The organism is Streptomyces sp. IBSBF 2435, from assembly GCF_036815005.1.
Taxonomy (GTDB): domain Bacteria; phylum Actinomycetota; class Actinomycetes; order Streptomycetales; family Streptomycetaceae; genus Actinacidiphila.
The window spans coordinates 12,959-32,399 of the sequence record NZ_JAJSYW010000064.1 but is presented as its reverse complement, the minus strand read 5'-3'; the positions used below and the strand labels follow the sequence as shown (position 1 = coordinate 32,399).

At 73.8% G+C, this 19,441-nt stretch carries 22 protein-coding genes; 17 read left to right on the top strand and 5 right to left on the bottom strand.

The window, feature by feature from the left end:
- The first annotated feature begins 84 nt into the window (after positions 1–84).
- A complete protein-coding gene (locus tag V7E46_RS15080; RefSeq protein WP_333768890.1) occupies positions 85–573 on the top strand; it encodes a GNAT family N-acetyltransferase in 489 nt (162 codons plus the stop codon).
- Between the two features lie 135 nt (positions 574–708).
- A complete protein-coding gene (locus V7E46_RS15075; protein ID WP_333768889.1) occupies positions 709–1,224 on the top strand; it encodes a GNAT family N-acetyltransferase in 516 nt (171 codons plus the stop codon).
- 237 nt (positions 1,225–1,461) lie between these two features.
- Here V7E46_RS15075 and V7E46_RS15070 read toward each other — a convergent pair whose 3' ends face one another.
- Positions 1,462–1,713, bottom strand: a complete 252-nt coding sequence (locus tag V7E46_RS15070) for a type B 50S ribosomal protein L31 (RefSeq protein WP_329171432.1) — start codon at positions 1,711–1,713, stop codon at positions 1,462–1,464.
- Between the two features lie 53 nt (positions 1,714–1,766).
- A complete protein-coding gene (rpmG, locus tag V7E46_RS15065; protein ID WP_329182132.1) occupies positions 1,767–1,931 on the bottom strand; it encodes a 50S ribosomal protein L33 in 165 nt (54 codons plus the stop codon).
- A gap of 328 nt (positions 1,932–2,259) precedes the next feature.
- Here rpmG and V7E46_RS15060 point away from each other — a divergent pair, with 328 nt between their 5' ends.
- The 15 genes from V7E46_RS15060 to V7E46_RS14995 all read left to right on the top strand — a co-directional run bounded on the left by V7E46_RS15060 (position 2,260) and on the right by V7E46_RS14995 (position 16,133).
- On the top strand, positions 2,260–3,333 hold the full coding sequence (locus V7E46_RS15060) for a hydrogenase expression protein HypE (RefSeq protein ID WP_333768888.1): 1,074 nt from the start codon (positions 2,260–2,262) through the stop codon (positions 3,331–3,333).
- A 113-nt stretch (positions 3,334–3,446) separates the two neighbouring features.
- Positions 3,447–5,234 carry a nickel-dependent hydrogenase large subunit gene (locus tag V7E46_RS15055; protein WP_333768887.1) on the top strand — a complete coding sequence of 596 codons (1,788 nt, stop codon included), beginning with the start codon at positions 3,447–3,449 and terminating at the stop codon, positions 5,232–5,234.
- The gene (locus V7E46_RS15050; RefSeq protein ID WP_333768886.1) at positions 5,231–5,758 is read left to right on the top strand and encodes a hypothetical protein; all 528 of its coding nucleotides are present in this window, start codon (positions 5,231–5,233) and stop codon (positions 5,756–5,758) included. Before V7E46_RS15055 ends, V7E46_RS15050 begins: the two co-directional genes overlap by 4 nt.
- Complete coding sequence (locus tag V7E46_RS15045) at positions 5,755–6,402, top strand: DUF5947 family protein (protein ID WP_333768885.1); 648 nt, start codon at positions 5,755–5,757, stop codon at positions 6,400–6,402. Before V7E46_RS15050 ends, V7E46_RS15045 begins: the two co-directional genes overlap by 4 nt.
- Positions 6,399–7,055: a DUF6084 family protein gene (locus V7E46_RS15040; protein WP_333768884.1), complete on the top strand. Its 657-nt coding sequence runs from the start codon at positions 6,399–6,401 to the stop codon at positions 7,053–7,055. The genes V7E46_RS15045 and V7E46_RS15040 overlap by 4 nt, the downstream gene beginning before the upstream one ends.
- Complete coding sequence (locus V7E46_RS15035; protein ID WP_333768883.1) at positions 7,052–8,440, top strand: hypothetical protein; 1,389 nt, start codon at positions 7,052–7,054, stop codon at positions 8,438–8,440. Before V7E46_RS15040 ends, V7E46_RS15035 begins: the two co-directional genes overlap by 4 nt.
- Positions 8,437–8,973, top strand: a complete 537-nt coding sequence (locus V7E46_RS15030; RefSeq protein WP_333768882.1) for a hydrogenase maturation protease — start codon at positions 8,437–8,439, stop codon at positions 8,971–8,973. Before V7E46_RS15035 ends, V7E46_RS15030 begins: the two co-directional genes overlap by 4 nt.
- Complete coding sequence (locus tag V7E46_RS33895; RefSeq protein WP_443054168.1) at positions 8,970–9,083, top strand: DUF6893 family small protein; 114 nt, start codon at positions 8,970–8,972, stop codon at positions 9,081–9,083. The genes V7E46_RS15030 and V7E46_RS33895 overlap by 4 nt, the downstream gene beginning before the upstream one ends.
- A gap of 138 nt (positions 9,084–9,221) precedes the next feature.
- The gene (locus tag V7E46_RS15025; protein ID WP_333768893.1) at positions 9,222–9,614 is read left to right on the top strand and encodes a hydrogenase maturation nickel metallochaperone HypA/HybF; all 393 of its coding nucleotides are present in this window, start codon (positions 9,222–9,224) and stop codon (positions 9,612–9,614) included.
- A gap of 3 nt (positions 9,615–9,617) precedes the next feature.
- Positions 9,618–10,445 (top strand): hydrogenase nickel incorporation protein HypB, encoded by an 828-nt coding sequence (gene hypB, locus V7E46_RS15020; protein ID WP_333768881.1) that lies wholly within the window; start codon positions 9,618–9,620, stop codon positions 10,443–10,445.
- Positions 10,442–12,769, top strand: coding sequence for a carbamoyltransferase HypF (gene hypF, locus V7E46_RS15015; RefSeq protein ID WP_333768880.1), 2,328 nt, complete (start codon positions 10,442–10,444; stop codon positions 12,767–12,769). Before hypB ends, hypF begins: the two co-directional genes overlap by 4 nt.
- A gap of 51 nt (positions 12,770–12,820) precedes the next feature.
- Positions 12,821–13,147 carry a HypC/HybG/HupF family hydrogenase formation chaperone gene (locus V7E46_RS15010; RefSeq protein ID WP_333768879.1) on the top strand — a complete coding sequence of 109 codons (327 nt, stop codon included), beginning with the start codon at positions 12,821–12,823 and terminating at the stop codon, positions 13,145–13,147.
- A complete protein-coding gene (gene hypD / locus V7E46_RS15005; protein ID WP_333768878.1) occupies positions 13,144–14,268 on the top strand; it encodes a hydrogenase formation protein HypD in 1,125 nt (374 codons plus the stop codon). Before V7E46_RS15010 ends, hypD begins: the two co-directional genes overlap by 4 nt.
- Before the next feature lie 37 nt (positions 14,269–14,305).
- Positions 14,306–15,346, top strand: coding sequence for a hydrogenase expression/formation protein HypE (gene hypE, locus V7E46_RS15000; RefSeq protein WP_333768892.1), 1,041 nt, complete (start codon positions 14,306–14,308; stop codon positions 15,344–15,346).
- A gap of 127 nt (positions 15,347–15,473) precedes the next feature.
- Complete coding sequence (locus V7E46_RS14995; RefSeq protein WP_333768877.1) at positions 15,474–16,133, top strand: TetR/AcrR family transcriptional regulator; 660 nt, start codon at positions 15,474–15,476, stop codon at positions 16,131–16,133.
- Positions 16,134–16,451: 318 nt separating this feature from the next.
- Here the strand turns inward: V7E46_RS14995 and V7E46_RS14990 are convergent, their stop codons facing one another.
- From V7E46_RS14990 to V7E46_RS14980, 3 genes are all read right to left on the bottom strand, one after another.
- Positions 16,452–17,273, bottom strand: coding sequence for a VOC family protein (locus V7E46_RS14990; protein ID WP_333768876.1), 822 nt, complete (start codon positions 17,271–17,273; stop codon positions 16,452–16,454).
- Positions 17,274–17,435: 162 nt separating this feature from the next.
- Entirely contained in the window at positions 17,436–18,170 is a 735-nt protein-coding gene (locus tag V7E46_RS14985; RefSeq protein WP_333768875.1) for a beta-glucanase, read from the bottom strand.
- 150 nt (positions 18,171–18,320) lie between these two features.
- Positions 18,321–19,355, bottom strand: coding sequence for an aldo/keto reductase (locus tag V7E46_RS14980; RefSeq protein ID WP_333768874.1), 1,035 nt, complete (start codon positions 19,353–19,355; stop codon positions 18,321–18,323).
- Positions 19,356–19,441: the final 86 nt, after the last annotated feature.

Below are 19,441 nucleotides of genomic sequence, written 5' to 3'. Positions count from 1 at the left end.
GGGGGGGGGCGGGGGGGCCGGCGCGGGGCGGCCGTACGGGATAACCGGTGGAAGCGGGCCGTTCGGTGCGGGCATCCTGTCCGGATGCCGATCAGGGAAGCCACCGCGGAGGACTGGCCCGCCATCTGGCCGTTCTTCCACCGCATCGTCACCGAGGGCGAGACCTTCACCTATCCCGCGGACCTCACCGAGGACCAGGGCCGTGACTGGTGGCTGCTGTCCCCGCCCTACCGCACGGTCGTCGCCGTGGACGACGCGGGTACGGTGCTGGGCACCGCGAAGATGAACCGCAACCACATGGGCAACGGCTCGCACATCGCGAGCGCCAGCTACATGGTCGACCCGGCGCACTCGGGCCGGGGCGTGGGGCGTGCGCTGTGCGCGTACTCGGTGCGGTGGGCGCGGGCGGCGGGCTACCGCGCGATGCAGTTCAACGCGGTCGTGGAGACCAATACGCACGCGGTGAAGCTGTACCGCTCGCTCGGCTTCGTGGTGATCGGCACCCTGCCCGAGGGCTTCCGGCACCCGGAGGCGGGCTACGTCGGGCTGCACATCATGCATCTGGCGCTCTGAGCGCGTCGGCCGCGGGCCGCCGCTGCGCGGCGGCTGTGCCGGCCGGCCGCCCGGCGCATGAGGGAGTTCGCCCGTGCCGCCTGGCGGGGGAAATCCGCGTGCGGCTCGGGCCGTTCCGGTGATAGGCCAACCGGTATGGACGATCTTGTGACGGCCCGGCTCGTACTGCACCCGCTGAGCGCCGGTGAGGCCGAGCGGGTGCTGAACGGGGACCGGGACGGCGCGGGCGGCTGGGCTGACGGCTATCCCGCCGAGGGAGACGTGTCGGCGGTCAGGCGGTTCCTCGCCACCTGTGCGGCCGTCGGCGATCCGCGGCCCTTCGGGACGTACGAGATCCGGCTGCGCGAGGACGGCCGCACCATAGGCGGGGTGGACTTCCACGGCCCGCCCGACGAGGACGGCGGCGTCACGATCGGCTACGGCCTCGTGCCGTCGGCGCACGGCAACGGATACGCCTCGGAGGCGCTGCGCGCGCTGCTGGCGTTCGCCCGCGCGCAGGGCGTCAGCAGCGTGGCGGGCGACACCGACGCCGGCAACCTCGCCTCGCAGCGTGTGATGACGGCGGCCGGGATGCGGCTGGTGGCCGAGAGCGACCGGCTGAGGTTCTACCGGACCGCCTGGGACGGGCCGGCGGGGCGGCGGCCGACGTGAGCACAGGGCCGGGGCGCGCACAGGGCCGGTCGCGCGGAGCGGGAGAGTGCCCCCGGCGTGGGTGGATGGGGCTGGTCGAAGGCACTGTCCACCGCAGCTGCGGGAGACACCCTCCCGGCCGACGACGATAGCGGCCCCCGTCCCGGCGGGAGTGCCGGGGCGGGGGCCGTACGCCCGTAACCACCCGATCAAGCGACACCGGCGGCCCGCTGTCGACGGGAGGCCGAAGCAGCCCGCTCAGCCGGCGCCGGTGCCGTAGCGGCGCCGGAAGCGCTCGACGCGGCCCGCGGTGTCCAGCTCCCGTGCCCTGCCGGTGTAGAAGGGGTGGCTGGCCGAGGAGATCTCCACGTCGATGACGGGGTAGGTGCTGCCGTCCGTCCAGACCACGGTGTGGTCGCCGGTCGCGGTGGAGCGGGTCAGGAAGGCGAGGTCGGCGGCCTTGTCGCGGTAGACCACCGGGCGGGACGTGGGGTGGATGCCGTGCTTCATGGATGTCCTCTCGTGGTGGGTGCGGGGCCGTCGTGTGCCGTACGGGCCGGGATTCAGCGCTCTTCGCGGAAGGGCACGTGGCGGCGGGCGACGGGGTCGTACTTGAGCAGCGTCAGCCGGTCCGGGTCGTTGCGCCGGTTCTTGCGGGTCACATAGGTGTGGCCGGTCCCGGCGGTGGAGCGGAGCCTGACGACGGGGCGCAGTTCGCTGCGGGCCATGGGGTCACCTCGTTCCGTCATCGTTATCGTTTTCGTCTGCCCTCTCAACGCCGGGGGGCACCCCGGCATTCCCCGCGGGCGCCGGGGTGCCGCGCACCTGGTGGGGCGGCCATGCGGTCCAATATGCGCGCCGCTTTCGTGTGACGTCGCCGCTCCGCCGCGCGGGCCGCGCACGCGGCCGGCCGTAGCGTCGCGAGCGCGCCGGCGCCCGTCCGGCGGTGCCCACCACCGGATCGGACCAGTCCGACATCGCCCCTCCCGGTGTTCGCCATGACAGTGGTGTCTGACATGCGGGTTTTCGTCCCCCGCCGCCCAGAGGAGGAATCCCGTGACGACCTCACCCACATCCACCGCGACCGAGCCGGGCACGCAGGACGACAAACCGATCCACATTCTCTGGATCAACGCCGGTCTGAGCTGCGACGGCGATTCGGTGTCGCTGACCGCGGCGACGCAGCCGAGCATCGAGGAGATCGCGCTGAGCGTGCTGCCCGGTCTGCCGAAGATCGAGGTGCACTGGCCGCTGATCGACTTCGAGTGCGGCCCCGTGCAGGGCGCGGACAGCTTCATCGAGTGGTTCTTCAAGGGCGAGCGTGGCGAGATCGACCCGTTCGTGCTGGTCATCGAGGGCTCGATCCCCAATGAGGCGATCAAGGCCGAGGGCTACTGGTGCGGTTTCGGCGACGACCCCGCAACCGGTCAGCCGATCACCACCAGCGAGTGGATCGACCGGCTCGCGCCCAAGGCGCTCGCCGTGGTCGCGATCGGCACCTGCGCGGCCTACGGCGGCATCCACGCGATGGCGGGCAACCCGACCGGCGCGATGGGCGTGCCCGACTATCTGGGCTGGGACTGGAAGTCCGGCGCGGGGATCCCGATCGTGTGTGTGCCGGGCTGCCCCATCCAGCCGGACAACTTCGCCGAGACGCTGGTCTACCTGCTGCACCAGGCGACCGGCGCCGCCCCGATGATCCCGCTGGACGAGCAGCTGCGGCCGGCCTGGCTCTTCGGGGCCACCGTCCACGAGGGCTGCGACCGGGCGGGCTACTACGAGCAGGGGCAGTTCGCCACCACGTACGACTCCCCCAAGTGCCTGGTCAAGCTGGGCTGCTGGGGGCCGGTGGTGAAGTGCAACGTACCCAAGCGCGGCTGGATGAACGGGATCGGCGGCTGCCCGAACGTCGGCGGGATCTGTATCGCCTGCACGATGCCGGGCTTCCCCGACAAGTTCATGCCGTTCATGGACGAACCGCCCGGCGGCAAGCTGTCGAGCACCGCCAGCGCCGCGTACGGCTCGGTCATCCGCAGGCTGCGGGCGGTCACCGTGCACACGCTGGACGCCGAGCCCAAGTGGCGCAGCCGCGGCGACACGCTCACCACCGGCTACCGGCCCCCGTGGTGACCGGCACCGCAGCACCGCAGAACAGCCGCGGCCACGCCGGCCACGGACGTACCGGCGGCACACGCATCGGACTGGATCCGACTCGCACCCAGTGAAGGGCACGGCACAAGACGATGGCATCACCGACGACGAAGGCGGCCGGGGACGGCAGCGGCCTGGTGGAGATGTCCTGGGACCCGATCACCCGGATCGTGGGCAGCCTGGGCATCCACACGAAGATCGACTTCAAGCAGAAGAAGGTCGCCGAGTGCTACAGCACCTCGTCGGTCTTCCGCGGCTACAGCGTCTTCATGCGCGGCAAGGACCCGCGGGACGCGCATTTCATCACCAGCCGGATCTGCGGCATCTGCGGCGACAACCACGCGACGTGCTCGGTGTACGCGCAGAACATGGCCTACGGGGTGAAGCCGCCGCATCTGGGCGAGTGGATCATCAACCTTGGCGAGGCCGCCGAGTACATGTTCGACCACAACATCTTCCAGGAGAACCTGGTCGGGGTGGACTACTGCGAGCGGATGGTCAAGGAGACCAACCCCGGTGTGCTGGAGCTGGCCGAGCGGACCGAGGCGCCGCACGCCGGCGAGCACGGGTACCGGACCATCGCCGACATCATGCGCTCGCTCAACCCGATCGAGGGCGAGTTCTACCGCGAGGCGCTCCAGGTGAGCCGGTACACGCGGGAGATGTTCTGCCTGATGGAGGGGCGCCATGTGCACCCGTCCACCCTCTACGCGGGCGGCGTCGGCACCATCGCCTCGGTGCAGCTGTTCACCGACTACCTCAGCCGGCTGATGCGGTACGTGGAGTTCATGAAGCGCGTCGTCCCGCTGCACGACGACCTCTTCGACTTCTTCTACGAGGCGCTGCCCGGTTACGAGGAGGTCGGCCGGCGGCGGGTCCTGCTGGGCTGCTGGGGCGCGCTCAACGACCCGGACCACTGCGACTTCACCTACCGCAACATGACGGACTGGGGACGGCGGATGTTCGTCACCCCCGGGATCGTCGTGGACGGCAAGCTGGTCACCAACGACCTCACCGAGATCAACCTCGGCATCCGGATCCTGCTCGGCAGCTCGTACTACAAGGACTGGGAGGGCCAGGAGCAGTTCGTCACCCACGACCCGCTCGGCAACCCGGTCGACCCGCGGCACCCCTGGAACCAGCACACCATCCCGGCGCCGCAGAAGCGGAACTTCGACGACAAGTACAGCTGGGTGATGTCCCCTCGCTGGTTCGACGGCAAGGACCACCTGGCGCTGGACACCGGCGGCGGCCCCATCGCGCGCCTGTGGTCCACCGCCCTGTCGGGCCTGGTCGACATCGGCTACGTCAAGGCGACCGGCCACAGCGTCGTCATCAACCTGCCCAGGACGATGACGAAGCCCGAGACCAGCTTCGAGTGGAAGATCCCGAAGTGGAGCAACGCCCTGGAGCGCAACCGCGCCCGCACCTACTTCCAGGCGTACGCGGCGGCCGTCGCGCTGCACTTCGCGGAGAAGGGTCTGGCGGAGGTCCGCGCGGGGCGGACCCAGACGTGGGAGAAGTTCGAGGTGCCGGACGAGGGCCTGGGGGTCGGCTTCACCGAGGCGGTGCGCGGGGTCCTGTCGCACCACATGGTGATCAGGGACGGCAAGATCGCGAACTACCACCCCTATCCCCCGACGCCGTGGAACGCCAGCACCCGTGACTCGTTCGGCACGCCGGGTCCGTACGAGGACGCCGTGCAGAACACGCCGATCTTCGAGGAGAACACGCCGGACAGCTTCAAGGGCATCGACATCATGCGGGCGGTGCGCAGCTTCGACCCGTGTCTGCCGTGCGGCGTCCACATGTACGTCGGCGGCGGCAGGACCGTGCAGAAGATGCATGTGCCGACCGGCCTGAGCGGGATGGGCGGATGACCGCCCGCCCGGCGCGCACCGCCGAGCAGGCCGGCCGGCAGGTCGAGGAGATCCTCGACCGGCTCGCGGCGACCGGTGACCGCGCGGTGTGCGGTGCGGCGGAGGAGCTGGTGCGGGCGCTGATGGACTTCTACGGCGCGGGCCTCGCCCGGGTCCTGGCGCTGGCGGGCCAGACCGGTCCGCAGGCGCTGGAACGGCTGCTGGGCGACGAGCTGGTCGCCGGGATGCTGGTGCTGCACGGTCTGCACCCCGAGCCGGTGGAGGCCAGGATCGACCGCGCGCTGCTCCGGCTTCCGGTCGAGCTGGTGGGCTTCGACGCCGGGAGCGGCCTGCTGCGGGTGCGCTCCACCGCGGAGGGCGGCTGCGGCTGCCCGAGCACCGACGCGGCGGCGCGCACCTCCGTCGAGGACGCGCTGGCGTGCTTCGCGGCCGAGGTCACGGCCGTCGAGCTGGAGCCGGCGGCGAAGGGCGCACCGGTGCTGCTGCAGATCGCGCCGCGGCCGAGCACGGTGAACGCTTCATGACCGTGCTCCCGGCCCCCGCGGTGCCGGCGGGCCTGCGCCGGTTCACCGCTCCCGCGCCGCCGCGGCCCGAGCGGTGCACGCTGTGCGGGACGGAGGTCGCCGACGGCGCCCACCGGCACCTGGTGGACAGCGCCAAGCGCGAGCTGGCCTGCGCCTGCGTCGCCTGCGCGATGCTGTTCGAGAACGCGGGCGCGGCCGGCGGGCGGTTCCGTACGGTGCCCGACCGCTATCTCAGCGACCCGGCGCACACCGTGGACGACAGTGCGTGGGAGGTGCTCCAGATCCCGGTCGGCGTGGCCTTCTTCTTCCGCAACGCCGCCCTGGACCGCCTCGTCGCGCTCTATCCGAGCCCGGCGGGCGCCACCGAGAGCGAGCTGGACCCGCGCACCTGGCAGCAGGTGCTGGGCAGGACCCGGCTTGCGGCGGAGCTGCGGCCGGACGTGGAGGCGCTGCTGATGCGCCGAGGCCGGGACGGCCACGCGTGCTTCCTGGTGCCGATCGACGTGTGCTACGAGCTGGTGGGCCGGATGCGGCTGCACTGGCAGGGCTTCGACGGGGGCGCCGAGGCGCGGGCGGCGCTGGCCGGCTTCTTCGCCGAGGTCGCCCGGCGCGCCCGGCCGCTGCGCGGGGAGGAACCGCGATGACGGAGCTCTCCTTCAGTTGCTCAGGGGTGCGGGCCGACCGCTACGCGGCGGGGCCGACGCTGGTCTTCCGGCTGCGCATCACCGCGGCGCCCGGCACCCGGGTGCACGCGATGGCGCTGCGCTGCCAGTTCCGCATCGAGCCGGCCCGCCGCGGCTACGAGCCGGCGGAGGCCGCGGGGCTCGCCGACCTGTTCGGCGAGCGGGCCCGCTGGGGCAGCACCCTGCTGCCGCTGCAGTTCGCGCAGGTGTCGCTGGTCGTACCGGGCTTCACCGGTGAGACCGAGGTGGATCTGCCGGTGCCGTGCAGCTACGACCTGGACGTGGCGGCGACCCGGTACTTCCGGGCGCTGGAGGGCGGCGAGGTGCCGCTGCTGATGCTGTTCGCCGGCACGGTCTTCAGCGGCGCGGGCGGCTTCCGGGTGGAGCCCGTCCCGTGGGACCGGGAGGCGTCGTTCGGCATGCCCGTCGCGGTCTGGCGGGAGATGATCGACCAGCACTTCCCCGGCTGCGGCTGGGTCCGGCTGCCGCGCGCCACGATGGACGCGCTGCTGGCCTTCCGCTCGCGGCAGGCGCTGCCCTCGTGGGAGGCGACCGTGGAGTCGCTTCTCGCGTCGGCCCAGGCCGCGCCGCTGGTGGCGGAGGCGGCGTCGTGACCGGGGCAGGGAGCCGTTTCGACGCCGCCCGCGCCGTCGCCGACGCGGTGCTCTTCGAGGGGTACGTCCTCTACCCCTACCGGGCGTCCGCTGCGAAGAACCGGATGCGCTGGCAGTTCGGTGTGCTGGTGCCGCCGCAGTGGGGCGCCGACAGCGGCGAGCACTCCTTCCAGCGCACGGAGTGCCTGATGGAGCCGCGCGGCGGCGCGCGGCTGTTCGCGGAGCTGCGCTTCCTGCACGCCAGGCGGCGTACGGTCCAGCGCGCGCTGGACGGCGGCGGCTTCGAGACCGTGGCCGCGCTCGAACTGGCCGACCGGGTCCTGACGCCGTGGGACGAGGGCGTCGAGGAGCGGGTCGAGATCGCCGTACCGGTGGCGGACCTCGGCGGCGCCGAGTACGCCTTCCCCTTCGACCGACCGGCGTGCGAGGAGACCGAGGAGGTGTACGAGGGCGGCCGGCTCGCCGGCCGCCTGCTGTGCACCCGCGCGGAGGTGCGCGGGCGGATCGTGCTGTCCGCGGCCGAACTGCCGGGGCCTTACGCGGTGCGGCGGCTCACCGCGGTCGTCGAGAACACCGCGGACTGGCGGCCCCCGGACGGCGGCGCCGACCGGGCGGCGGCGCTGCCCCGCGCGCTGGTCTCGGCCCACCTGATGCTGGGCCTGGACGCCGGCTCCTTCCTGTCGCCGGCCGACCCCCCGCAGTGGGCGGCCGGCGCCGCGGCGGCGTGCGAGAACGTGCACACCTGGCCGGTGCTGGCCGGCCGCGACGGCCGCGCCGACGTGGTGCTGTCCTCGCCGATCATCCTGGAGGACCATCCGGCCATCGCCCCGGAGAGCCCGGGGGCGCTCTACGATTCGCTGGAGATCGACGAGATCCTGGCGCTGCGCACGTCCGCGCTGACCGACCAGGAGAAGCGCGAGGCCCGGGGCACCGACGCGCGGGCCGCCGCCGTGATCGACCTGGCCGACACGATGCCGCCCGAGGTACTGGAGCGGCTGCACGGCGCCGTCCGGTCGCTGCGCGAGGCCACCGGGCAGCCGGCGGCGCCCGGCGGCACCGGCCTGCTGACGGCCCCGGACACCCCCTGGTGGAACCCGGCGGCCGACGCCGCGGTCGACCCGGACACCGACCGCGTCCTCGTCGGCGGCCGCTCGGTGGGCGCGGGCAGCCGGGTCGCGCTGCGCCCCGGGCTGCGGCGCACCGACGCGCAGGACCTCTTCCTGCACGGCCGCAGCGCGCTGGTCGAGGCGGTGCTGCACGACGTGGACGGCGGGGTGCACCTGGCCGTCACGGTGGAGGGCGACCCGGGCGCGGACATCCGCCGGGAGCAGGGCAGATTCCTGTACTTCCAGCCCGACGAGGTCACCGTGCTGGAGGACGCATGACCGGCCCGCCCGGCCGGACGCTGGTGGCAGGCGTCGGCAACATCTTCCTCGGCGACGACGGCTTCGGCGTCGAGACCGTACGGCGGCTGGCCACCCTGCGGCTGCCCGACGGCGTCGAGACGGTGGACGCCGGGGTGCGGGGCGTCCACCTCGCCTATCAACTGCTCGACGGCTACGGCACCTTCGTCCTGGTCGACGCCACCGCCCGCGGCGGCGTGCCCGGCACCCTCTACGTCCTGGACGCCGGGGAGTGCGGCGAGGTGGAGCACCCCGACGCCGTGCTCGACGGCCACCGGATGACGCCCGACGCGGTGCTCGCCCTGATGGGCACGCTGTGCGCGGGCACCGGCGGCACACCGCCCGGCCGGGTGCTGGTCGTCGGGTGCGAACCGGCCGGCGTCGAGGAGGGCGTCGGGCTCAGCCCCGCCGTCGCCGCGGCGGTGCCCGAAGCGGTCCGCCTGGTGCTCGAACTGCTCGGCGAACCCGGGCAGGACACGGACTTCGTGCTCACGCAGGAGAGGAACTCATCGTGAAGAAGATCCTGGCCCTCGGCGCCGTCGGCGCGGCGGCTGCCGCCGCTGCCGCGGCGGTCGTCCAGATGCTCCCGGACGTCCGGCGCTATCTGCGGATGCGCGCGATGTGACCGGCGCGCCGGACGCGGCCCGGCGGCGCTGCGCCGAACGGGTCGCCTCCGGCCGCGCCGGCGGCGTGGCGGCCACCGGACACCGGCCGCGCACCCTTTAGTGGGGGCGGGGCGACAGGCCGGCAGGGGATGACGACGGTGCACGAGATGTCCATCGCGATGGCGGTGATCGGGCAGGTGGAGGAGGCCGCGCAGGCCGCAGGCGCCACCGCCGTACGGTCGGTGCGTCTGCGGGTCGGTGAACTCGCCGGCGTCGTCCCCGACGCGCTGTCGTTCAGCTTCACCCTGGGGTGCGCCGGCACGGTGCTGCACGGCGCGCGTCTGGTGACCGAGACCGTGCCGGGGCGCGCCAGGTGCCTGCCGTGCGCGGACGAGTGGGCGGTGGGGATGCCGCCCGACCTGTGCTGTCCCGCGTGCGGCACCGCCGCCGCCGCGCTCCTGTCGGGCCGTGAGCTGCAGATCGCCGCCGTGCAGTGGGACGACGGCACACCGGGCGAACCCGCCCGGGACCCGATCCGCGAGGAGCGCTGAACGATGTGCCGTGTGCTTGACCTGCAACAGGCCGTGCTCGCCGGGAACGACGTCCGCGCGCACGAGCTGCGTACCGCCCTCGCGGCCCGCGGCACCACCGTGGTCAATCTGCTGTCGAGCCCGGGCAGCGGGAAGACCGCGCTGCTGGAGCAGGAGCTGCTGCTGGCCGGGCGGCGCGGGCTGCGCGTGGCCGCGCTGACCGCCGATCTGGCCACCGAGAACGACGCGAAGCGGCTGGCCAGGTCGGGCGCGCCGGTCAAGCAGGTGCTCACCGACGGGCTGTGCCATCTGGAGGCCGCGATGCTCGGCCGCCACCTGGAGGGCTGGCTGCCCGACGCCACCGCGCTGCTGTTCGTGGAGAACGTCGGCAATCTGGTGTGCCCCGCCTCCTACGACCTCGGCGAGACGCTGCGGGTGGTGCTCGCCTCCGTGACCGAGGGCGAGGACAAGCCGCTGAAGTACCCGACGGCCTTCGGCCTGGCGAATCTGGTGGTGGTGACCAAGACCGACCTCGCCGACGCGGTGGACTTCGACGAGGCGGCCTTCCGCGCGCACGTCGAGCAGGTCAACCCCGGGGTGGAGGTGCTGCTGACCTCGGTACGCACCGGGGAGCAGGCCGGTGCGCTGCTGGACCGGGCGGCGGCGGCCGGCGCGGGCGCGCCGGTGCACGCCCCGGTCATGGCGCGCTCCGGCTCCCACGGCCACCACCACGGCGGGGCCGATCACCACCACGGCGATGACGACCACCGCGGCCACGCCCACCCCTACGGCGACGACGACCACGGGCACTCCCGCCCCGGGCTGCACGCCGCGGTGCCCGGCGCGTCATGACCCCGGCCGCCGTGGGCACGGCAGGACCGCGGCGGCGCAGCCGGGTGACGGTGCGCGGAGTCGTGCAGGGCGTCGGCTTCCGGCCCTACGTCCACGCGCTCGCGACCGGTCTCGGGCTGTCCGGGCAGGTCACCAACACCGGTGACGGGGTCGTCGCCGAAGTGGAGGGCGCCGCGGCGGCCGTGGCCCGCTTCTGCGCGGGGATCGCGGCGGGCGCGCCGCCGCTCGCGGCCGTGGACTCGGTCGACCACCACGACCTGGCCGTCACCGGCGGCTCCGGCTTCGCCATCGTCGCCTCGCACCGGGACGGGCCGGTCCGCACCCTGGTCCCGCCCGACACCGCGACCTGCGCCGACTGCCTCGCCGAACTCACCGACCCCGGCGACCGGCGCCACCGGCACCCCTTCATCAGCTGCACCAACTGCGGGCCGCGGCTGACCATCGTGACCGGCCTGCCGTACGACCGCGAGCACACCACGATGGGCGGCTTCCCGATGTGCGCCGCGTGCGCGGCGGAATACGCCGACCCGGCCGACCGGCGCTTCCACGCCCAGCCGATCGCCTGCCGCGACTGCGGACCGCGGCTGCGGCTGGTCGTCCCGGGCGCCCGGGACGCGGGCGGCGACCCGGTCGGTGCGGCGCGGGCGCTGCTCGCGGCAGGGGCGGTGGTGGCGGTCAAGGGGATCGGCGGCTACCACCTGGCCTGCGACGCGGACAACTCCGCCGCGGTCGCGCTGCTGCGGCGGCGCAAGGCCCGCGGTGACAAGCCGTTCGCGCTGATGGTGCGGGACCTGGCCGGCGCCGAGCGGCTCGCCAGGACCGGCCCGGAGGAGCGGGCGCTGCTCACCGGCCAGGTACGGCCGGTGGTGCTGCTGCGCGGGCGGCGCGGACCGCGCCACGCCGCGGTGGCGCCGGGGAGCCCCGACATCGGCGTCATGCTCCCCTACACGCCCGTGCACCATCTGCTGCTGGGCCTGCCGGGCGATCCGCCCGGTCCCGGCACGCTCGTCATGACCAGCGGCAATGTCTCGGGCGAGCCGATCGTCACCGGTGACGCCGAAGCGCTGGAGCGGCTGGCGCCGCTGGCCGACGCCTTCCTCACCCACGACCGGGCGATCCGCGTGCCGTGCGACGACTCCGTGGTGCGCGTGAGCGACGGAGCGCCGTCCGTGGTCCGCCGGTCGCGCGGGTACGCCCCGCTGCCGGTCGCGCTGCCGGTCCCGGTGCGGCCGGCGCTCGCCGTCGGCGGCGACCTGAAGAACACCTTCTGCCTCGGCGAGGGGCGCCGCGGCTGGCTCTCCGCGCACATCGGCGACATGGACGGCCTGGCCACGGTGGGCGCCTTCGAGCGGGCGCGGCGGCAGCTGGAGTCGATCACGGCGGTACGCCCGGAGCTGCTCGCCGCCGACCGGCACCCGCGCTACGCGTCGGGCCGGTGGGCCGAGCGGCACTGCGGCGGGCGCCCGCTGCTGCGCGTGCAGCACCACCACGCCCATGTGGCCTCCGCAATGGCCGAGCACGGTCTCGACGGCGGCCGGCGGGTCATCGGGGTGGCTTTCGACGGCACCGGTTACGGCGACGACGGAGCGGTGTGGGGCGGGGAGTTCCTGCTCGCCGACTACGACGGCTTCGACCGCTTCTGCCGGCTGGAGTACGTACCGCTGCCCGGCGGCGACGCGGCGGTGCGGCGGCCGTACCGGATGGCGCTGGCGCATCTGCGGGCCGCGGGCATCGCCTGGGACGCCGCGCTGGCCCCGGTCGCGGCCTGCCCGCCGGACGAACTGCGGGTCCTGGGACAGCAGTTGGCGCGCGAGGTGAACTGCGTCCCGACCTCCAGCATGGGGCGGCTCTTCGACGCGGTCTCCTCGCTCGCCGGGGTGTGCCAGCTGGCCGGGTACGAGGCGCAGGCCGCCGTCGAGCTGGAGGCCGCCGCACTGACGGCCGGCGGCAGCGGGGCGTACGCGTTCGGTCTGCGCCCCGGCGGGGCGAAGGACGCCGAACTGATCGCCGCCCCCGGCCCCGTCCTGGCCGCCGTCGCAGCCGACCTGCGGGACGGCGCCCCGGCCGGTACGGTCGCGGCCCGCTTCCACGCGGCGGTGGCCGCCCTGGTGGTGCGCGGCTGCGCCGCCGCGCGCGCCCGGCACGGCCTTGGGACCGTCGCCCTGACCGGCGGGGTGTTCGGCAACGCGCTGCTCACCGGGCTGTGCGCCGGCGCGCTGCGCGCGGACGGCTTCACCGTGCTGCTGCACCGGCTGGTCCCGCCGAACGACGGCGGCCTGGCGCTGGGCCAGTTGATGGTCGCGGCGCGGCGGACGGACGGCTGACCGCCCGCGCCCCGATGGACGAAGGATCGCCCCCCACAGCGAGGAGGACCCATGTGCCTGGCGGTACCCGGCAAAGTGCTGGAGATCGAGGAACGGGACGGCACCACGATGGCCAGCGTCGACTTCGGCGGTGTCGTCAAGGAGGTGTGCCTGGAGTACCTGCCGGACCTCAAGGTCGGTGAGTACGCCATCGTGCACGTGGGGTTCGCCCTGCAGCGGCTCGACGAGGAGTCGGCCCGCCGCACCCTCGACCTCTTCGCCGAACTCGGCATGCTCCAGGAGGAGTTCGGCGACCCCTGGGAGGCCGCGACGCAGGCGGGCGGCGCCGCCTTCGACCACCTCGACGGCCTGGGCGGACCGCGGGAGGCGGGGCGGTGAAGTACATCGACGAATTCCAGGACCCCGAGCTGGCGCGGCGGCTGCTGGACAGCATCCACGCCGCGGTGACCAGGCCGTGGGCGCTGATGGAGGTGTGCGGAGGCCAGACCCACACCATCATCAGGCACGGCATCGACCAGTTGCTGCCCGACGAGGTGGAGCTGATCCACGGCCCCGGCTGCCCGGTGTGCGTGACCCCGCTCGAAGTGATCGACAAGGCGCTGGAGATCGCCTCGCGGCCCGGGGTGATCTTCTGCTCCTTCGGTGACATGCTGCGGGTTCCCGGCACCGGCCGCGACCTGTTCGGGGTGCGCAGCGAGGGCGGCGACGTGCGGGTGGTCTACTCACCGCTCGACGCGCTGCGCATCGCGCGGCAGAACCCGGACCGGCAGGTGGTCTTCTTCGGCATCGGCTTCGAGACCACCGCCCCGCCCAACGCGATGACGGTCTACCAGGCGCGCAGGCTCGGCATCCGCAACTTCAGCCTGCTGGTCTCGCACGTGCGGGTGCCCCCGGCGATCGAGGCGATCATGCGCTCCCCCGCCTGCCGGGTGCAGGCCTTCCTCGCCGCCGGGCATGTGTGCAGCGTGATGGGCACCGGCGAATACCCGGCGCTGGCCGAGCGGTACCGGGTCCCGATCGTGGTGACCGGATTCGAGCCGCTGGACATCCTGGAGGGCGTACGGCGCACGGTCCTGCAACTGGAACGCGGTGAGCACGCGGTGGAGAACGCCTACCGGCGGGCGGTGCTCGACGAGGGGAACCCGGCCGCCCGCGCGATGCTCGACGACGTCTTCGAGGTGACCGACCGGGCGTGGCGGGGCATCGGGGTGATCCCCGACAGCGGATGGCGGCTCTCCGCGCGCTACCGCGACTTCGACGCGGAGCACCGCTTCTCGGTCTCCGGCATCACCACCCTGGAACCCGCCGCCTGCCGGGCCGGCGAGGTGCTGCAGGGCCTGCTCAAGCCGCACGAGTGCGAGGCGTTCGGGTCCGTGTGCACCCCGCGCACCCCGCTGGGCGCCACGATGGTGTCGAGCGAGGGCGCGTGCGCCGCCTACTACCTCTACCGGCGGCTCGATGTCGCCTCCCCGCGCCTGGAGGCGAGCCCCGTTGTCTGAGACCCTTCCGGCGCCCGCAGCCGCGGCCCCTGTGGACATGCTGTCGTGGACGTGCCCCGCGCCGCTGCGCGACCAGCCGCGGGTGGTGATGGGCCACGGCGGCGGCGGTGCGCTGTCCGCGGAACTCGTCGAGCACATCTTCGCGCCGGCCTTCGGCGGTGAGGTGCTGGCGCAGCTCGGCGACGCGGCGGCCGTCACGCTCGGCGGGACGCGGCTGGCCTTCTCCACCGACTCCTACGTGGTCCGCCCGCTGTTCTTCCCCGGCGGGAGCATCGGTGCGCTGGCAGTCAACGGCACCGTCAACGACCTGGCCATGAGCGGCGCCAGGGCCGCGTATCTGTCGTGCGCCTTCATCCTGGAGGAGGGCGTGGAGATGCCGGTGGTGGCCCGGGTCGCCGAGGCGATCGGCGCGGCGGCGCGGGTCGCGGGCGTCGAGGTGGCCACCGGAGACACCAAGGTCGTCGAGGCCGGGCACGGCGACGGCGTCTACATCAACACCGCGGGCATCGGGCTGATCCCGGCCGGGGTGGACCTGCGTCCGCAGCGGGTCGTGCCCGGTGACGTGGTGATCGTCAGCGGTGAGATCGGCGCGCACGGTGTGGCCGTCATGAGTGTGCGCGAGGGCCTGGAATTCGGCGTGGACATCGAGAGCGACTGCGCGGCCCTGGGCGGGCTGGTGGACGCGATGCTCGCGGTCACCCCCGATCTGCACGTGCTGCGCGATCCCACCAGGGGCGGCCTGGCCGCCGCGCTCAACGAGATCGCCGCCGCCGCCCGGGTCGGCGTCGTCATCCAGGAGCGCAGCGTCCCGGTGCCGCCGGCCGTCGCCAACGCCTGCGCGATCCTCGGGCTCGACCCGATGTACGTCGCCAACGAGGGCAAGCTCGTCGCCTTCGTGCCCCGCGAGCACGCGGACGCCGTCCTCGCGGCGATGCGCGCGCATCCGCTCGGCGCGCGGGCGCGGGTGATCGGTGCGGCGGTCGCGGACCACCCGGGCATGGTCGTGGCCCGTACCGGCCTCGGCGGCACCCGGGTCGTCGACCTGCCGGTGGGCGAGCAGCTGCCGCGGATCTGCTGAGCACGGCCGCGGGCCGGCGCCGCCGCCGGCCCGCGCCGCCCCACTGGCCGCACGGTCGTGCACCGGCTCGCGTACGCTGGAGCGCGGCGGATTCGGTGACAGGCGGCGCGACACGGCGGAGGTTCCAGTGGCGGCCACGAGGAGCGGCGCCCGCGTGGACGGCCGGGTCGCGCGCGGGAACGAGACCCGGCGGCTGGTGCTGGAGCGCGCCGTCTCGGTCGCGTCGGTCGAGGGCCTCGACGGGCTGACGGTCGGGCGGCTCGCCGGCGACCTGGGGCTCAGCAAGAGCGGGGTCTTCGCGCTGTTCGGGTCGAAGGAGGACCTGCAACTGGCGACCGTACGCACCGCCATCAGGATCTTCCTCGAACACGTGGTGCACCCGGCGCACGAACTGCCGCACGGCATGGACCGGCTGTGGCGGCTGTGCGACGGCTGGCTGGCCTATTCGCAGACCCGGGTCTTCCCCGGCGGCTGCTTCTTCTACTCGGCCGCCGCCGAGTACGACGCGCGCCCCGGCAGGCTGCACGACACGATCGCGGCGGCCCGCAGGAACTGGTTCTCCTTCCTGGAGCAGACCCTGCGGGAGGCGCAGCAGGCGGGCGAGGCGCGGCAGGACGCCGACCGGGCGCAGCTGGTCTTCGAGATCTGCGCGCTGATGGAGATGGCCAACGGGGAGTCGGTGCTGCACGGTGACGACGCCGGGTACCGGATGGCGGCCACGGGCATACTGAACCGGCTGCGGGACACGGCGACCGACCCCGCGCTGCTGCCGGCCGACCGCGCCTGACCCCCGGGGCGGGGCAAGGGCAGTGCCGGTACGGCGCGGCCAATTTTTAGCACGACCGTTCGTGTATATTCTGAGTCCAGTCGTCATCCGGTACGTCAGGAGGGCAGGCCATGGCGGATCCGCCACGCTTGGTCATGTCGGCGCAGGACACAGCCCCGGGAGGCACGGACCCGGGAAGCACGACGCCGGGGCCCAATCAGCGGTTCAAGGACCAGCTGGACGCGCTGATAGACGCCCAGCTGCTGCCGGACCCACCGCCGCCGCCCGCCTCGCGGCGTACGCCCCGCCCGCTCCGGGCCGCCGGGGTGGCGGACCGCGTCAGGCGGGCGATCGCGCCGGACGCGGCTGCCGGGAGAACACCGTGAACAGCCCGCCGTCCGGGTCGCGCAGATCGGCCCACGCGCCGGCCGGACCCGCCGTCCCGGCGGCGATCACCGTGCCGCCCAGCGAGCGGGCGGCCTCGACGCGTACATCCACATCGTCGACCGCGAAATGCACCGCCCAGTGCGGGCGGATCGCCGGGTCGGGGGCCGCCTCGATCGCGCCGGAGGAGATCCGGGCCACCGCGTCACCGCAGCTGCGGACGACGACCTCGGCCCGGTCCTCCTCGTAAGAGACGGTGCAGCAGCCCTCACCCTCTTCGGCCCATTGCAGGACGCCGCCGTAGAAGATGGCCGCCTCGAAGGAGTCCCTGGTGCGCAGGCGTACGACCACCGGGCCGCGGTCGTGCCAGGACTGCCAGCCGCCGGGCAGCCGGCCCTCCCAGACGCCGAAGACCGCTCCGTCGCGGTCGGCGGCGAGCACCGCGCGCCCGGAGGCGAAGGACACCGGGCCGAGGGCCACGGTGGCGCTGCGCTCCCGGATCCTGGCGGTCGCCTCGTCCGCCTGGGCCACCGCGAAGAACGGGGTCCAGCCCACCGCGACCTGCATGTCGCCGGCGACCGCGCCGATCGTGGCGATCGGGCGGCCGTCGGTCACCGCGACGGCGAAGCGCTCGCCGAGCGTCGTCGAGCGGAACTCCCAGCCGAGCACCGTGCCGTAGAACTTCTCCGCGGCGGCGAGGTCCCGCGCCGTCAGGCTGACCCAGCAGGGAGCGCCGCGCACGACATCGGCGGCGCTCGTGGTCGTACCGTCGCTCATACTCGCCCCACTGGTCGCACCCTGATCCGTGTCCGCCGACTGCCGCCCGGTCATCGCACCGACTCCGATCCATCCGATTCGCGGGAATTCATGCAAATTCACAAGCAAGGGACCCCTGTCCCGCAAGGGTGTCATGGGTGCACCTGCCCGGCCCGCGCGTGATCATGCCGGGTGATCCGAAACTGTTCCGGTGGCTGCGGTGCCGGCAGGGACGGGGCGGCGCACGGTCAGCGCCGTGCACTGCCACTCCAGCTCGTCGGTGCCGGGCAGCGGGGGCAGATGGCCGTAGCGGCCCGCGGCCACGCTGACGCAGACGATCGGCCAGGCGCGCCAGTGCGGGCCGACCCCGCGCCGGTCGGCGAAGAGCAGCCGCTCGTCGGCGTACCACTCGACGCTCACGGCGCCGAAGACCACCCGCAGCGCGAACGGACGGCCCGCGGTGACGGCGTCCTCGGCGTAACAGGCGGCCGGGCGGACGTGGTTGGTCAGTTCCAGCAGGCCGGGGTTCGTGGGATGGTATTCGAAGGCGTCGATCTCGCCGTGCCCGGGCTGCGACCGGCCGCCGGTGTCGCGCCCCCAGGTCCACAGCGCGGGCCAGGCGCCCTGGACGTCGTGGACGACGCAGGTGGCGGTCAGCTCGTCGCCCGGCAGCAGTTCGAAGCCGCCGGGGGCGTATTCGGTGGAGACCAGTGCGGCGTGCCAGGTGCCGCCGCGGGTGCGGCGGGCGGCGAAGACCCCGTCAGCGGTGGGGCCGCAGTCGGGGCCGATCCGGTCGAGCTTGTTGTCACCGGGATTGCGCCCGTCCCCGGGATAGGCGGAGCTGCGGCCGACCGCCCAGGCCGAGCGGTCGGCGAAGGGCGCGTCGAAGACTATTTCGGCGGTGGGGCGGTCGGTCATCGGGGGCTCCCTGCTGACAGCCGGTATGACCCCATTCAATCCGGTTCGGCCGCACCGCGGTAAGCGGCGTGCGGAAGCGTCCGCCCGGCGCGTGCCGCACGGCGCACGCCCCCCGGCGACGCGCTGCCGCCGGGGGTCACGCGGGGCCGGTCAGCGACCGCCCTCGATGCGGCGGCTGCGCTGGTCCGCTCCCGGGACGCCGTAGGGGTAGTCGGCGGCGCCCGGGTCGCTGGCGCGGTCGAGGCGGGCCGTCTGCCCGGGAGTCAGCCGCAGGTCGGAGGAGCCGAGGTTGTCGTCGAGCTGCTCGACGGTGCGGGCGCCGAGGATGACCGAGGTGACCGCCGGACGGTCGAGCAGCCAGGCCAGCGCGACCTGCGCCATCGTGGCCCCGGCCTCCTCGGCGACCGACTGCACCGCGTCCACGACGTCCCAGGTCCGCTGCGCGGCGGCCCGCCGTTCGTACGCCTCCACCCCGCGCCCGGGATCCTCGCCGAGCCGGGTGGCGCCGGTGGGGCGCTCGTCGCGGCGGTACTTGCCGGTGAGCCAGCCGCCGCCGAGCGGGCTCCAGGGCAGCAGGCCCAGGCCCTCGGACTGGCAGGCCGGGGTGATCTCCCACTCGATCTCCCGGCTGAGCAGGCTGTACTGCGGCTGCAGCGTGACCGGGCGGCTCAGGCCGCGGAAGTCGGCGGTGTCGACGGCTTTCTGGAGCTGCCAGCCGGTGTAGTTCGACAGGCCCACGTAGTGGATACGGCCCTGGCGGACCGCGTCGTCGAGGAAGCGCAGGGTCTCCTCGACCGGGGTCAGCGGGTCCCAGGAGTGCACCTGGTACAGGTCGACGGAGTCGACGCCGAGCCTGCGCAGCGAGGCGGTGAGCGCGCGGTCGAGGTGCCGCCGGGACAGCCCGGCGTCGTTGGGTCCCGCGCCCATCGGGAAGCGGCCCTTGGTGGCGATCACCACCTGGTCGGTGACATCGGCCGGCCGGTCGGCGAGCCAGCGGCCGACGATCTCCTCCGAGCGTCCCGCGCTGTAGACGTCGGCGGTGTCGATGAAGGTGCCGCCGGCCTCCACGAAACGGTCGAGCTGGGCGAACGCGGTCTTCTCGTCGGACTCGGCGCCGAAGGTCATGGTGCCCAGGCACAGCGCGGAGACGCTGCATCCGCTGCGGCCGAGATTGCGGTACTCCACGGTGGTGCTCCTTCGAAGGCGGCCCGGTGGTGGCCGTACGGCCGTGACCCATGCTGGCCCCGACCGGGTGAACCGTCCAATAGAAG